The 14054-nt window shown below is 53.2% G+C and carries 13 protein-coding genes; 8 read left to right on the forward strand and 5 right to left on the reverse strand.

The window, feature by feature from the left end; genetic code table 11:
- Positions 1-50: 50 nt before the first annotated feature.
- Positions 51-3374 carry a fused isobutyryl-CoA mutase/GTPase IcmF gene (gene icmF / locus HC248_RS01900; RefSeq protein WP_168921030.1) on the reverse strand — a complete coding sequence of 1108 codons (3324 nt, stop codon included), beginning with the start codon at positions 3372-3374 and terminating at the stop codon, positions 51-53.
- Positions 3375-3953: 579 nt separating this feature from the next.
- Here icmF and HC248_RS01905 point away from each other — a divergent pair.
- The 4 genes from HC248_RS01905 to HC248_RS01920 all read left to right on the forward strand — a co-directional run bounded on the left by HC248_RS01905 (position 3954) and on the right by HC248_RS01920 (position 8770).
- On the forward strand, positions 3954-5105 hold the full coding sequence (locus HC248_RS01905) for an ABC transporter substrate-binding protein (RefSeq protein ID WP_238342774.1): 1152 nt from the start codon (positions 3954-3956) through the stop codon (positions 5103-5105).
- Positions 5106-5201: 96 nt separating this feature from the next.
- Positions 5202-6077, forward strand: coding sequence for a branched-chain amino acid ABC transporter permease (locus tag HC248_RS01910; RefSeq protein ID WP_168921032.1), 876 nt, complete (start codon positions 5202-5204; stop codon positions 6075-6077).
- Between the two features lie 2 nt (positions 6078-6079).
- Entirely contained in the window at positions 6080-8020 is a 1941-nt protein-coding gene (locus tag HC248_RS01915) for a branched-chain amino acid ABC transporter ATP-binding protein/permease (protein WP_168923613.1), read from the forward strand.
- Between the two features lie 21 nt (positions 8021-8041).
- On the forward strand, positions 8042-8770 hold the full coding sequence (locus tag HC248_RS01920; protein ID WP_168921033.1) for an ABC transporter ATP-binding protein: 729 nt from the start codon (positions 8042-8044) through the stop codon (positions 8768-8770).
- A gap of 99 nt (positions 8771-8869) precedes the next feature.
- Here HC248_RS01920 and HC248_RS01925 read toward each other — a convergent pair whose 3' ends face one another.
- From HC248_RS01925 to HC248_RS01935, 3 genes are read right to left on the reverse strand one after another with little or no spacing between them, the layout of a single operon-like run.
- Entirely contained in the window at positions 8870-9853 is a 984-nt protein-coding gene (locus HC248_RS01925) for a PPK2 family polyphosphate kinase (RefSeq protein ID WP_168921034.1), read from the reverse strand.
- 45 nt (positions 9854-9898) lie between these two features.
- Positions 9899-10351 carry a DUF6691 family protein gene (locus tag HC248_RS01930; RefSeq protein ID WP_168921035.1) on the reverse strand — a complete coding sequence of 151 codons (453 nt, stop codon included), beginning with the start codon at positions 10349-10351 and terminating at the stop codon, positions 9899-9901.
- Positions 10348-10773 carry a YeeE/YedE family protein gene (locus tag HC248_RS01935; protein WP_202882400.1) on the reverse strand — a complete coding sequence of 142 codons (426 nt, stop codon included), beginning with the start codon at positions 10771-10773 and terminating at the stop codon, positions 10348-10350. Before HC248_RS01935 ends, HC248_RS01930 begins: the two co-directional genes overlap by 4 nt.
- A 91-nt stretch (positions 10774-10864) precedes the next feature.
- Here HC248_RS01935 and HC248_RS01940 point away from each other — a divergent pair, with 91 nt between their 5' ends.
- The 4 genes from HC248_RS01940 to HC248_RS01955 all read left to right on the forward strand — a co-directional run bounded on the left by HC248_RS01940 (position 10865) and on the right by HC248_RS01955 (position 13561).
- On the forward strand, positions 10865-11110 hold the full coding sequence (locus HC248_RS01940; RefSeq protein WP_168921036.1) for a metal-sensitive transcriptional regulator: 246 nt from the start codon (positions 10865-10867) through the stop codon (positions 11108-11110).
- A gap of 72 nt (positions 11111-11182) precedes the next feature.
- Positions 11183-12295 carry an MBL fold metallo-hydrolase gene (locus HC248_RS17880; RefSeq protein ID WP_168921037.1) on the forward strand — a complete coding sequence of 371 codons (1113 nt, stop codon included), beginning with the start codon at positions 11183-11185 and terminating at the stop codon, positions 12293-12295.
- Between the two features lie 214 nt (positions 12296-12509).
- Positions 12510-13304, forward strand: a complete 795-nt coding sequence (locus HC248_RS01950) for a type III pantothenate kinase (RefSeq protein WP_168921038.1) — start codon at positions 12510-12512, stop codon at positions 13302-13304.
- Positions 13305-13306: 2 nt separating this feature from the next.
- Positions 13307-13561: an acyl-CoA-binding protein gene (locus HC248_RS01955; protein WP_168921039.1), complete on the forward strand. Its 255-nt coding sequence runs from the start codon at positions 13307-13309 to the stop codon at positions 13559-13561.
- A 155-nt stretch (positions 13562-13716) separates the two neighbouring features.
- Here HC248_RS01955 and HC248_RS01960 read toward each other — a convergent pair whose 3' ends face one another.
- Positions 13717-14049, reverse strand: coding sequence for a polyhydroxyalkanoic acid system family protein (locus tag HC248_RS01960; protein ID WP_168921040.1), 333 nt, complete (start codon positions 14047-14049; stop codon positions 13717-13719).
- Positions 14050-14054: the final 5 nt, after the last annotated feature.

The raw sequence follows: 14054 nt of genomic DNA on the forward strand, positions 1-14054 counted from the left end.
TGCGCGTGCTGGCAATTTAGCCCATGCGCGCTCAGATCACACAGCTTAGATTACATATTGCGCCGGTACTGCCCGCCAACCTCAAACAAGGCATTGGTGATTTGCCCGAGTGAGCATATCCGCACTGCATCCATCAACACCTCAAACACATTGAGGTTTTCAATCACCGCCTGTTGCAGGCGTTTCAGCATGGCTGGTGACGCGTCGGCATGGCGTTTGTGAAAGTCTTCTAATCGAGCGAGTTGGCTGACTTTTTCTTCCTCGGTTGAGCGGGCTAATTCAAGCTTGTCTTGCACCACTTCGCCGTGTGGATTGCGGAAAGTATTCACGCCAATAATCGGCAATTCGCCCGTATGTTTCAGCATTTCGTAGTGCATGGATTCGTCTTGAATTCGGCCGCGTTGGTAGCCGGTTTCCATGGCACCTAATACGCCGCCGCGCTCGGCGATTTTTTCGAACTCTAGCAGAACGGCTTCTTCTAATAGTTCGGTCAACTCTTCGATGATGAACGCGCCTTGCGACGGATTTTCGTTTTTCGCCAAGCCCCATTCGCGGTTGATGATGAGCTGAATCGCCATGGCGCGGCGCACCGACTCTTCGGTTGGCGTGGTGATTGCTTCATCAAAGGCGTTGGTATGCAGGCTGTTGCAGTTGTCGTAAATCGCTATCAAAGCTTGCAGCGTTGTGCGGATGTCGTTGAACTGAATTTCTTGTGCATGCAGACTGCGGCCGCTGGTTTGTATGTGGTACTTTAGTTTTTGGCTGCGCTCGTTGGCACCGTATTTTTCTTTCATCGCCACCGCCCAGATACGGCGCGCCACTCGGCCCATCACGGTGTATTCGGGATCCATGCCGTTGCTAAAAAAGAAACTCAAGTTGGGTGCGAAGTCATCGATGTGCATGCCGCGCGCTAAATAAGCCTCTACAAAAGTAAAACCGTTGGACAGCGTGAAGGCCAGTTGCGAGATCGGGTTGGCACCGGCTTCGGCAATGTGATAGCCGCTGATAGACACGCTGTAGAAGTTTCTGACTTTGTGCTGGACAAAATACTGCGCAATATCGCCCATGACTTTAAGGCTGAACTCGGTCGAGAAGATGCAGGTGTTCTGACCTTGATCTTCTTTCAAAATGTCGGCTTGCACCGTGCCGCGCACATTTTCCTGCACCCACTCGCGGATTTTTAAAGCCTCGGTTGGTGTTGGTTCGCGCGCATTATCAAGTTTGAATTTTTCTAAGTTTTGATCAATCGCGGTGTTCATGAACATGGCCAGAATACTCGGCGCCGGGCCGTTGATGGTCATGGACACAGAGGTCGTCGGGCTGCACAAATCAAAGCCGCCATAAAGCACTTTCATATCGTCTAAGGTGGCAATCGACACACCCGAATTGCCAACCTTGCCATATATGTCAGGCCGCAAGTGCGGATCGTTGCCGTATAGCGTGACCGAGTCAAAGGCGGTCGACAAGCGCTTGGCCGGCATGCCTTCGCTGAGTAGCTTAAAGCGCTTGTTGGTTCTAAACGCATCGCCCTCGCCGGCGAACATGCGGGTTGGATCTTCCCCTTCGCGTTTAAAGGCAAAGGTGCCGGCGGTGTAGGGGTAGCTGCCCGGCACGTTGTCTAACATTAGCCATTTAAGAATCTCGCCATGATCTTCGTATTGCGGCAACGCTACTTTGCGAATCGGTGTGCCTGACAGCGACATCGTGATGAGTTTGGTGCGGATTTCTTTGTCACGAATCTTCACCACATACTCTTCACCGGCATAGGCTTTTTGCATTTCGGGCCACTGCGACAGCAGCGCTCTGGCATCGACATCCATGCGCGCCTTGCGGTGGCCAGCCAAGTCAAGCACGGCTTCGGCTGCTGGTGCGCGACCCGGCTTGTCAATTTTTAACATGGCTGCTGCGGCTTGCAATTGCTGCACTTCGCGGGCTAGTTTGGATTGGGCTTTGGCGCGGGTTTTGTAAGCCCGCACGGTGTCGCTGATTTCGGCCAAGTAGCGGGTGCGTGCGGCTGGCACTACCGGCGTTTGGTTGGTGCTGTGGCGCACGTTTACTTGGGGCAGGGCGCTGTCATTGATCGGCATGCCGAGTTCAGCTAGGCGAATTTTGAGGGCTTGGTAAAGCGCGGTCACGCCGTCATCGTTAAAGCGCGCGGCCATGGTGCCAAAGACGGGCATTTTCTCTATTGGTGTGCCCCAGGCTTCGCGGTTGCGCTGCACTTGCTTGGCGACATCGCGTAGCGCGTCGAGCGAGCCTTTGCGGTCGAACTTATTAATCGCCACGAATTCGGCAAAGTCCAGCATGTCGATTTTTTCTAACTGACTGGCGGCGCCAAACTCTGGCGTCATCACATACATGGGGACGTCCACATGCGGCACGATGGCAGCATCGCCCTGACCAATGCCAGAGGTCTCGACGATGATTAAATCGAAACCCGCACATTTACAAGCGGCGATGACGTCCGGTAGGGCTTGGCTGATTTCTGAGCCGAAGTCACGCGTGGCCAGTGAGCGCATGAAAACTCTGGCATTGCTGTCGTCATTCGCATCAGCGCTGGTGGCGACTGACCAAGGGTTGATCGCATTCATGCGAATCCGGTCGCCGAGCAGTGCACCGCCGCTTTTGCGCCGGCTCGGGTCAATGCTGATGATGGCGATGCGTAGGCGGTCGCTCTGGTCTAAGCGCAGGCGGCGAATTAATTCGTCGGTGAGCGAAGACTTGCCGGCGCCGCCGGTGCCGGTGATGCCGAGCACGGGAATTTTTTGCGCAGCGGCTAGGCGTCTAACGTCTTCAAGCAAGGCTGAATCGGCTTGGTTGTTTTCTAGCGCGGTGATGAGTTGCGCGAGGCTACGCCAGGCTTCTTGGCTGTGACCTTGCAGTGCTTTTGCGTGTTTGGGTGCGAAGCCGGTGAGGTCTAGATCGCAACGCATCACCATCTCGCCAATCATGCCGGCTAAGCCCATTTTTTGGCCGTCTTCTGGGCTGTAAATACGTGTCACGCCATAGGCGTGGAGTTCACGTATCTCGGGCGGCACGATAACGCCGCCGCCGCCGCCAAACACCTGTATGTGGGCGCCGCCGCGGCTTTTGAGTAAGTCCACCATGTACTTGAAGTATTCGACATGGCCACCTTGATAAGAGCTGATGGCAATGCCCTGCACATCTTCTTGTAAAGCGGCAGTCACCACCTCGTCAACGCTTCGGTTGTGGCCTAGGTGAATGACTTCTGCACCCATGCCTTGCAAGATGCGCCGCATGATGTTGATCGCTGCATCGTGCCCGTCAAACAAAGAGGCCGCAGTGACAAAGCGAACTTTGTGCTTGGGACGGTAATTGGCGAGGGCTTTGAAGTCGGCGGACAGATCGGTCATGGCTTTCCTTGGCTTTGGCAATGGCATTTACTGCGGGTGGTTCTGGCTGCCGAATACTTTCCCGGTTAAGCCACCAGATTGAATGATATTACGTTTGTGTTGACGTTTACGTAAACGTCAATTTAAACCTGTCTAGAAGATATTTCTGAGCGTATTGGGTTTCACAATCAGAGGTTCAAAATTCTGACGCCTCGCTGACTAATTTGGATTTCTAGCCTTGTTTCCTAGGGTTAACCCGTGGAAAAATTAACTTGTTTAACGCTAATATTTGCGTGAAATTTTTTTGTGACTTTGGCATTAAAAAATTCAAAACTAATTCAAGCTATTTCCTTACAAGAAGCTGAGATTAAATGAAAACACTGATCAGATATTTGTAATATTGAGATAAATTCCTTGTTCGCTTACGCACGCCGGCAACCGGAGAGCGCATACGATATTAGCGAGTGGGTCGTTAGCTTCAAGTTAGCGTCAGCACTGCATCTACTTATCAATTCTGGAGACAACATGACATTTAGTTTCGCAAAACTCGCCGCCAAGACGGCCGTCGCTACCGCTGTATTGGGTTTCGCTGGCTTGAGCATGGCCGCTGATGACATCAAAATCGGTGTGACTGGCCCGTTCACCGGCGGCTCTTCCTCCATGGGTGTGAGCATGCGCGATGGCGTCAAACTCGCTATCGAAGAGATCAACAAATCCGGCGGCGTTCTGGGCCGTAAGTTAGTCGCTGTTGAGCGTGATGACGAAGCCAAAAACGAGCGCGGCGTTCAAATCGCCCAAGAGCTGATCAGCAAGGAAAAAGTTGTCGCCACTGTTGGCTACATCAACACCGGCGTGGCACTGGCTTCGCAGCGCTTCTTCCAAGAAGCCAAAATCCCGGTCATGAATAACGTTGCCACCGGCACCATCATCACCCAGCAGTTCAAAGACCAGCCAGAAAACTACATCTTTCGCAATGCAGCGAACGACAGCATTCAGGCGCCCATGATTGTTGAAGAAGCCGTGACTCGTCGCGGCTTCAAAAAGGTCGCCATTTTGGCCGACTCGACCAACTACGGCCAACTCGGTCGCGCTGACCTTGAGAAAGCGCTAGAAGCCAAGGGTATCAAACCCGTGGCTATCGAGAAGTTCAACATCAAGGATGTGGACATGACAGCTCAGTTGCTCAAAGCCAAACAAGCCGGCGCTGAAGCTGTGCTGACTTACGGCATTGGCCCAGAGTTGGCTCAAATCGCCAACGGCATGACCAAGCTGGGCTGGAAAGTTCCAATGGTCGGCAGCTGGACTTTGTCCATGGCCAACTACATCGACAATGCTGGCCCAGGCGGCGAGGGTGCGCGTATGCCGCAAACCTTTATCCAGATTTCTGATTCGCCAAAGCGTAAAGCCTTCATCGACTCTTACCTCAAGACTTTCTCACCAAAAGACGGCCGCATTGATTCGCCAGTGTCCGCAGCTCAAGGCTATGACTCTGTCTATTTGCTGGCAGCGGCTATCAAGCAAGCGAAAAGTGTTGAGGGTCCAAAAATCCGCGAAGCACTGGAAAACCTCGGTACCAAAGTTGAAGGCGTTGTGACGACGTATGACAAGCCTTTCTCTAAGGCCAACCACGAAGCTATCGCTGCAAACATTCCGGTGTTGGGTGAAGTCAAAGACGGCAAAGTGATTTACGCCTACGCCGCCGACATGAAAAAGAGCACCTCGGCTGCTGCACCAGCACCTGCTAAAAAGTAATTAGTTAAGTTAAGCGATATTCCAGGCAAGCGACTTTTAGTCGTTTGCCTGATTTTTTTTCCCGGGGCGAGCGCCAACCATTGCGGAATTGTATTTATGGAAATTCTTCTACAACTTGTCTACAGCGGCATCGCACTTGGCATGATCTACGCGGTCATTGCTTTTGGCTACCAACTGACATTTCAGACTTCAGACACTCTTAACTTCGGCCAGGGCGATGCCCTTATGCTCGGCGCCATGGTTGGCCTGACATTGGTCAACATGGGTGTTAACTACTGGCTAATGCTGCCTATCGTCATCGTCTTTGGCTTGTTCCAAGGCGGCTTTGTTGAACGCATAGGCGTTCGGCCAGCTATCAAGATTAAAAGCGAATTCGGCTGGATTATGTCCACCATCGCACTGGGTATCATTTTTAAGAATGTGGCAGAAAATATTTGGGGCCGTGATGATTTACGTTTCCCTTCACCGCTGCCAGAGGCTCCGCTCAAGCTGTTTGGTGCCAACGTGCTGCCAATGGAAATACTCGTCGTAGTCGGCGCCTTGCTGATGATGTTGGCAGTTGAGTTTTTCAACCGCAAGACGATTTACGGCAAAGCCGTTGTGGCCACTTTTAATGACCGCGATGCCGCCAAGCTAATGGGCATTAACACCGGTTTGGTGATTACCTTTTCCTACGCGCTGTCTTCTGCGACAGCCGCTTTTGCCGGTGCCTTGATTGCACCGCTAACCCTGACCGGCGCGACCATGGGTTCTGTACTGGGCCTGAAAGCCTTTGCGGTGGCCATTATTGGTGGTTTGACCAGCGGTATGGGCATTATCGTGGGCGGCATTATTTTGGGCGTGGCTGAAACCACAACCGGTTTTTACCTTTCGACTGGCTACAAAGACGTGCCCGGTTTGGTATTGCTGCTACTAGTGCTGGCCTTTAAGCCTGCAGGCCTGTTCGGAAAATCCGCGATCAAGAAAGTTTGATGATGAACCGCAAGACTCTTTTTGCAGCGATAGTGGGGCTGGCACTGCTGGCTGCCGTGCCGCTGATGACCCACAACGCTTATTACGTTCACATGGTGGGTACCATCATGATTTACGCTATTTTGATCTACGGGCTAGATATCGTGGTGGGTTACACCGGCCAGGTGTCACTTGGCCATGCTGGCTTGTTTGGTGTGGGTTCTTACACCGCTGGCGTTATGTTTCTTAAGTTTGGTGCACCGCTGTGGCTGATTATTCCGTCCAGCATTATTGTTACAGCAGGCTTTGGCGCGCTGCTAGCGCTGCCGGCGCTACGTGTGACTGGCCCTTATCTGGCCATGGTGACCTTGGCTTTTGGCACGATTATTCAGATCTTGATTAACGAGATGACTTTCCTCACCGAAGGTCCCATGGGCATCACGATTAAGAAGCCTATGCTGTTTGGTCATCAGCTCGATGAAAAAAGTTTTTATTGGCTGGTTTTTTCGCTCTTAGTTATCTCTCTCATCGTCGTACACCGGATTCTCAAGTCACAGCTAGGACGGGCTTTCGAGGCCTTGCGTGGCAGTCCTGTAGCGTCTGACTGCATGGGCGTTTCTGTCTACCGCTACAAGGTTTACGCGTTTGTGATCAGCGCCGGTTTTGCCGGTTTGGCAGGTTGCTTGTATGCCTATTCTGAGCAATACATCTCGCCCAATACCTATAACTTTGAGTTGACCGTGCTGTTCTTGCTCGCCGTCATCATGGGTGGCCGTAAGACTCGCTCTGGCGCCTTGCTGGGCGCTGCCATCATCGTGATATTGCCTAAGTTGCTCGATGACCTCGAACTCTTTCGCATCGTCGCTTCGACGCTGGCAGTATTGATGACAGTAGGCGCGATAGTTGGTATTTTCAAGAAAATCACTACTGTCAAAAGCATGGCTGTACCGGTCATTGGCACTATCGCATTGGCTGGTTTTGCGTTTTGGCTCAATTCCATTACCGATTGGCGTTTGAGTATTTTTGGTCTGATGATTTTGTTTGTCGTCTATTACCTGCAAGAAGGCATAGTCGGTTTTGCGCGCGGCCTGTTTGTGCGTAAATCGGTGGGTGCTGTGCGCACCTTGTCGGCCGGTCAGACTGGCGGCAAAGACGCCATCATGATGGCTGCGAAATCGGCCAATGGCGCTGCTAACGGCGACGACATACTGATCGCTAAAGGTGTGTTGATGCAGTTCGGTGGCCTCAAAGCCATTAACGAAGTTGACCTGCGCATCAAACGCGGCACGATTCACGGTTTGATCGGTCCTAACGGTTCGGGCAAAAGCACCATGATGAATGTGCTCACCGGCATTTACGTCCCAACTGCCGGTAGCATAGAGTTTGATGGTCGCTCGGTGGTTGGCCGTACGTCTTCGGATATTGCTTTGTCCGGTATTGCGCGTACTTTCCAGAACGTGCAGTTGTTTGGCGAAATGACGGCGCTGCAAAATATTCAGGTCGGTTTACACCACACTTTTGACAGCAACATAGTGGATGTCTCGCTGTCGACGCCGCGTTATAAGCGCGAAGAAAACGCGGCTGTCGAGCGCGGTTTGGGTCTGCTTAATTTTGTGGGCTTGGGTGAGTTGGCTGACGAAGAAGCACGCAACCTGCCGTATGGCAAACAGCGCCTGCTAGAGATCGCCCGCGCTTTAGCATTGGATCCACAGCTGTTGTTGCTCGACGAGCCAGCTGCCGGCCTGACCGCACCTGATATCAAGGAATTGGTGGTCATCATCCGCAAGATTCGCGACCACGGCATCACGGTGATTTTGATCGAACACCACATGGACGTTGTCATGAGCATTTGCGACGCCGTCTCGGTACTGGACTTTGGCCAGAAAATTGCCGAAGGCAAGCCCGCCGATGTGCAGGCTGATGAAAAAGTCATCGAGGCTTACCTCGGCGGCACTGCTGCATAAAAAACCTGGAAGCAATCGAATATGTTGAGCATAAAAAACCTGGAAGCCGGCTACGGCAAGGTGCAGGTTCTGCACGGTATTTCCATCGAAGTGCCTAAGGGCAAAGTCGTGACATTGATAGGTTCAAACGGTGCGGGTAAGACCACCACCATGCGGGCGATTTCCGGCATGATCAAACCCAATGCGGGTGAGATCAGCCTGCATGGCAAGCGTATTGATGGTTTGGAGTCCTACACCATTGCCAAGCAAGGCTTGGCTCATTCACCCGAAGGTCGGCGCGTTTTCGCCACCATGACGGTGACTGATAACCTGATTTTGGGCGCTTTCCCGCGTCTGACTGGCAGTCGTCCCAAGGGCGATGTGGACGGTGACTTGCAGCGCGCTATGGAGCTTTTTCCGCGCTTAAAAGAACGCCGCAACCAGCTGGCCGGCACTCTATCCGGTGGCGAGCAGCAAATGTTGGCCATGGCCCGTGCGGTCATGCTAAACCCAGAGATCGTGCTGCTTGATGAGCCGTCTATGGGTCTGGCACCGATTTTGGTAGAAGAAGTTTTTCGCATCATTGGTGACCTCAAGGCCCGCGGCGTGACCATGCTTTTGGTCGAGCAGTTCGCTGCTGCTGCGCTCAAAGTAGCCGATTACGGCTACGTGATGGAAAACGGCCGTATTTCTGTGCACGGCGAGGCAGCCAGCTTGCGCGATGATCCGGCGGTTAAGGCCGCCTATCTTGGCGGTGGCGGCGGTCACTGATAGCCAGCACCCGCTGTAGTCCACCGCCAATTCAAAGCCAATTCAAAGCCCTTAACGCGGATTAACCGATAGCCGGATTAACGCCAGAATGCTTTACGCCTAAACCACCTTAATGCCCTCAAGGGCTGGGTCGGCTGGCGGAAAGCGTAAATCGAGTTTTTCAAGCGCATCGCAAATGAGTGTGCCGACCATCAAGTTGCGCTGCGTTTTAGAGTCCGCTGGCACCACAGTCCACGGTGCCCAAGGTGTGCTGGTGGCGTTCAGTAAATCCGCATAAGCCTTTTGATACGGCATAAATTGTTTACGTGCCGTCAGGTCGTCCATGCTGAATTTCCAGTTTTTACTGCTGTCATCAATACGCTCTTGCAGCCGCTCGCGCTGCTCCTGAAAACTAATGTGCAGCATGAACTTGAGGATGACAGTTCCGGTCTGGCTAAGCATGCGTTCAAAGTCATTGATATGGGCATAGCGCTGCGCCGTTTGCTCGGCGTTAATGCTGCCGTTTACAACGGGCACTAGCACTTCCTCATAGTGGCTGCGGTTAAACAGCATCATTTCGCCGGCCCCAGGCACTTGTTGGTGAATGCGCCAGAGATAGTCGTGGGCACGCTCGTTTTCGGTGGGTGCTTTCCAGCCCACCGTATGCACGCCTAAAGGGCTGACGCGATTGAATAAATCGCGCAGCGTGCCGTCTTTGCCCGAGGTGTCAGTGCCTTGCAAAATCACCAAAAGCTTGTAGCGCTTGTCGGCATAGAACAAGTTTTGCAACACATCAATTCGGTCTGCCAGCGCCTGCACATTGAGTTTGTCCTGTTGCTTGTCGCCGCTTGAAAACGGTTTAGCGCCGGGGTCAAAGTCAGCCATAGTGCAGGCTTTTAAGTCGGACGATTTGCCATCGTTAAGCGGCGGTTGCCATTGCCAAATTTGTTTTGCCAGCAGTTTTTCTTGCGCCCTGAGGGCTTTTTCTTCGGCCTGAGCAAGCTCTTTTTCTGCGGCTTTGAGACTCGACTTTCGGTCCTCTTTCGCCGCTAACTTTTTATCGGATTTTTTTTCAAATTTATTGTCAGATTTGTCGTTGGACATAAATCGCTTTCGCTTCGGTTTTAAGTAGACAAAAATTATTTTGCCTCAAGCTAAAAATCGACGTGTCAGCCACATGCCCGTGAGCAGGGCAGAAAAAAAGAGCAGTACGTCCTGACTACCCGTTAGTAGCGACGCAAACACCGGGCCCGGGCAGTAACCAGCTAGTCCCCAGCCTATGCCAAACAGCATGGCGCCGAGTAATAGTCTGCGGTCTAAATCACGACGCGTGGGCAGCGTAAAGTGCGCGGCAAACCAAGGCTTTTTGCCAGACCTCGGTGTGATGGAAAAAGCCAGCAAACTGACCAGTAATGCACTACCCATAACAAAGGCCAACGCCGGATTCCAAGGGCCATAACGCACGGGATCAAACAAACTGCCAAAGTTTAAAAATCCCTGTACCACCGCTGGCTGCGTCATGCCCGAGATCACCAGTCCGGCCGCAAACAGTACGCCAGATGCGAAGGCCGCAGCCCAAGTTTTAAGTGCTTGGTTTTTCATACGCCGCTCCAGAGTTTGCTTAACCACAGCGTCAGCACAGCACTGCCCATAAACATCAACGTTGCGGCCAGTGAGCGCGCTGATCGCCGGCCCAGACCGCAGACACCGTGGCCGCTGGTGCAGCCCGAGCCCAAAACGGTGCCGACACCAACCAGCAGTCCAGCAGCAATTAAGAGGCCGGTTGGGCGCAGACTTGTCGTTGGTACTTGCCAGACCGCAGCTGTCACCGCACCGCCTAACACCAGGCCAATGATAAAAGCTACGCGCCAGCCAGTGTCGCCCTTTAGTGGAAGCAGCACGCCGGCGGCAATGCCGCTAATACCGGCGATGCGGCCTAAGCTGGCGAGCAGCAACCAACTCGCCAGACCAATCATCAAGCCGCCCACAGCAGCTTGTAAAAACGGATGCATCAGTGTTTGCATATCGGGGTTTTCGCAAGGGTTAAAAAAATAAAAGTATACTCCAGGGGGTATGCAGAAGTAGACTGAGATTTAATTTAATATGAGGATCGACATGTCCCAACTGGTAGACCCGGAGAAGAAAAAAGCCTTGCGCGCCAGACTCGCGCGGATTGAAGGTCAGCTGCGCGGCGTGCAGCGTTTGCTCGATGAAGATGCCGACTGCGAGCAAATCGCCCAGCAGTTAGCGGCGGCGCGTAAGGCGCTGGACAAATCGTTTTTCAATATGGTTGGCTGCATGATTGAACAAGGTGGCCAGAGCGGCGCGCATGTTGCTGCCATGCTGTCTAAGTTCGCCTGAGTTTTTTTTATTTTTTTTCTTTAACGCAGCGATTTTTACGTATCCCTCTGAACAGGAAAAAGGAGTTTTTTTATGCAACCGATTCAACTGTTTGAACCCGCTTCCAGCACTTACACCTATTTATTGTTTGACGAAGTTAGCCGCGAAGCGCTCATCATTGATCCTGTCGATGCCATGCTTGAGCGTGACTTGGCGGTACTGCGCCAATACGGCTTGACGCTGCGCTGGACGATTGAGACTCATGCCCACGCTGACCACATTACCAGCGCCGGACAGCTTGCCGAGTTAACCGCTGCACGCACTGCCGTGCCGGCTAATTGCGGCATTCACGGCGCTGCCGTGCAGCTCAATGATGGCGCTGTGTTGAACTTTGGCAACGAGACTTTGCTGGCTAGGCACACGCCTGGTCACACCGCTGGCAGCATGTCTTTTGTGTGGCGCGGCAATGTATTCACCGGTGACACTTTGCTCATTAATGGCTGTGGCCGGACTGATTTTCAGTCTGGCAGTGCTTTGGCTTTGTATCAGTCTTTGACCCACGTTCTATTCGCCTTGCCGGATGAAACACTGGTCTGGCCGGGCCACGATTACAACGGTAAAACGCATTCCAGCATCGCTGCCGAAAAAGCGGGTAACGCACGCATTGCCGGCAAAACGCAGGCTGAGTTCGTCGCCATCATGGACGGTTTGCAACTGCCCGCACCTAAGCGGCTGAATGAAGCTGTGCCGGCCAACTTGCGCTCTGGTTTGCGCCACGATGCGCAAGACGTCAGCGCCACACAGAGTCGACCGGCAGACGGCTATGCCGGCGACATCTCGCCGCAACTGGCATTTGATTGGGTTCAGGCTGGCGAGGCAGTCTTAATTGACATACGCACGGATGCCGAACGTGAATGGGTAGGCTTTGTGCCCGGCGCTGTGTCGCTGGCTTGGAAAAAGTGGCCGGGCATGGTGCTTAACAGCGAATTTGAAGCGGGCATAAAAGCCGCTGTACCTGCGGGTAAAAAAGCCGTGCTGTTGTGCCGCAGCGGCGTGCGCTCGATTGCCGCTGCCAAGTGTGCCAATGGACTGGGAATTGAGGCCTACAACATACTCCAAGGCTTTGAAGGCGACCCCGACGAAAACGCGCACCGTGGACGCACGGGCGGCTGGCGCATGCTGGGCTTGCCATGGCGTCAGGGTTGATGCGCAGAGTCTTAATTGGGGTTGAGCCGGGGCTAAAGCAGCGAGCGCATAGGTCTAGCGCCGCTGGCTTTTCAAAGCGTTGATAATCGTGCATCTTTTTAAAACCGTCAGTCGGGGTTTTGCTCACTTTGGCCGTTATGCCGAGTGACTAAATTTTAATTCCCGGACCAAACTAGCCCTGAGCTAATGCCTTCCTTTTCATGACCATTAAGCAATGACATTCCTGGCTATAGATGTGGGTAATACCCGTTTGAAATGGGCTCTTTACTCGGCGCCACAGCCGGGCGCTCAAATGCTCGCGCACGGTGCGGTGTTTATTGAAAATCTGGATCAACTGGCTGAGCACGATTGGCGTGATTTAGCGGCGCCTGAACACATACTAGGCTGCACCGTGGCGAGTGATGCGATCAAGCGTCAGGTGGTCGAGCAAATCGAGCAGATGGCGAACTGGGATGTAGCTCCGCGCTGGGTTGTGTCTAGCTCGCAAGAAGCCGGTCTGAGCAACGGCTATGACCATCCGAGCCGACTAGGCGCTGATCGTTGGGTCGCCATGATAGGCGCGCACCACCGTTTGCTGGCGCACGGCATTCGCAAGCCCTGCGTGATCGTCATGGTGGGTACGGCCGTGACGGTGGAGGCGCTAGACGCGTCAGGCAAATTTCTAGGCGGCATTATTCTGCCCGGCCACGGCATCATGCTGCGCGCACTAGAGACCGGAACGGCCGGTTTGCACGTGCCCACTGGCGATGTCTGCGACTTTCCCACCAACACCAGCGACGCTTTAACCAGCGGCGGCACTTTTGCAATTGCTGGTGCGGTCCAGCGCATGGTCGATAACGTTACCCGCTACTGTGGTGAGCGGCCTGAGTGCATCATGACTGGCGGGGCGGGCTGGAAGATGGCCCCTAGCATGTCGGTGCCCGTCGAGTTGGTCGAGAGCCTGATTTTTGACGGTATGCTGGTGATTGCTGCACAGCGTATTGGTGCAAGTTTTTCAACTCAGGAGTAGCCATGTCAGAACTTAAAGCCGCCTTTGATCAAGCCTTGATTGATTCAAAAGACCTCAGCGAGCGCCCAGATAACGCGACGCTACTCAAGCTTTATGCGTTCTACAAACAAGGCAGCCAAGGCGATAACGACGACGCCAAACCGAGTTTTTCAGATATGGTGGCGCGCGCCAAGTGGGATGCTTGGACTCGGCTTAAAGGCACGTCGCAAGAAGCTGCTATGCAGCAATACATAGACCAGATTTCTGAGCTGAGCTGATCCCGTATCGCCAGCGGTATTTACGCTTGCGTTTGGCGCTAATCCTTATTTTTCAATACTTATCGCTAGTGCTTGCTGCTAAGGTTTAGCGCTCAGTAAGTGGTCTTTGGACAAAGACCACTTGGGTTTAGTTGTTGGCGCGCAGTGCAGTTTTTTTAGAGCTTGGCAGTGGCCGCATGCGTGCCGTTTTCCGCTTGCATTTTGGCAATCAGCGTGTCGAGATTTTTGCTGATCTCGTCTTCAATTTTTTCCTTGAAAGCGCCAAACAAAAAGCCTAGTTTGGCGCTGAGTTCAAACAGGTCGGGCGTGATGTTGAGTGTGCCGGTGATGCCGGCGCGGTTAAAAGTCACTTCGTCACTGTCCTGACCAGTGGTGTAGACGCAGCTAAGGCCGAACTTTTGTTCAGCCTGTGTCGTCCATTTGTTGGCCGCTTGACGCGCCTGCGCCAAGCTCATGCCGTGTTCGCGTTGAATATTGATATCTGGCATTGCTA

The sequence above is a fragment of the Polaromonas vacuolata genome (assembly GCF_012584515.1).
GTDB classification, from domain to species: Bacteria; Pseudomonadota; Gammaproteobacteria; order Burkholderiales; family Burkholderiaceae_C; genus Polaromonas; species Polaromonas vacuolata.

Excerpts from the sequence above, each read along its gene's own strand:
- icmF (WP_168921030.1), bottom strand. The coding sequence starts at position 3,374 with ATGACCGATCTGTCCGCCGACTTCAAAGCCCTCGCCAATTACCGTCCC.
- HC248_RS01960 (WP_168921040.1), bottom strand. The coding sequence starts at position 14,049 with ATGCCAGATATCAATATTCAACGCGAACACGGCATGAGCTTGGCGCAG.
- HC248_RS01955 (WP_168921039.1), top strand. The coding sequence starts at position 13,307 with ATGTCAGAACTTAAAGCCGCCTTTGATCAAGCCTTGATTGATTCAAAA.
- HC248_RS01910 (WP_168921032.1), top strand. The coding sequence starts at position 5,202 with ATGGAAATTCTTCTACAACTTGTCTACAGCGGCATCGCACTTGGCATG.
- HC248_RS01935 (WP_202882400.1), bottom strand. The coding sequence starts at position 10,773 with ATGCAAACACTGATGCATCCGTTTTTACAAGCTGCTGTGGGCGGCTTG.
- HC248_RS17880 (WP_168921037.1), top strand. The coding sequence starts at position 11,183 with ATGCAACCGATTCAACTGTTTGAACCCGCTTCCAGCACTTACACCTAT.
- HC248_RS01950 (WP_168921038.1), top strand. The coding sequence starts at position 12,510 with ATGACATTCCTGGCTATAGATGTGGGTAATACCCGTTTGAAATGGGCT.
- HC248_RS01930 (WP_168921035.1), bottom strand. The coding sequence starts at position 10,351 with ATGAAAAACCAAGCACTTAAAACTTGGGCTGCGGCCTTCGCATCTGGC.
- HC248_RS01925 (WP_168921034.1), bottom strand. The coding sequence starts at position 9,853 with ATGTCCAACGACAAATCTGACAATAAATTTGAAAAAAAATCCGATAAA.
- HC248_RS01915 (WP_168923613.1), top strand. The coding sequence starts at position 6,080 with ATGAACCGCAAGACTCTTTTTGCAGCGATAGTGGGGCTGGCACTGCTG.
- HC248_RS01920 (WP_168921033.1), top strand. The coding sequence starts at position 8,042 with ATGTTGAGCATAAAAAACCTGGAAGCCGGCTACGGCAAGGTGCAGGTT.
- HC248_RS01940 (WP_168921036.1), top strand. The coding sequence starts at position 10,865 with ATGTCCCAACTGGTAGACCCGGAGAAGAAAAAAGCCTTGCGCGCCAGA.
- HC248_RS01905 (WP_238342774.1), top strand. The coding sequence starts at position 3,954 with ATGGCCGCTGATGACATCAAAATCGGTGTGACTGGCCCGTTCACCGGC.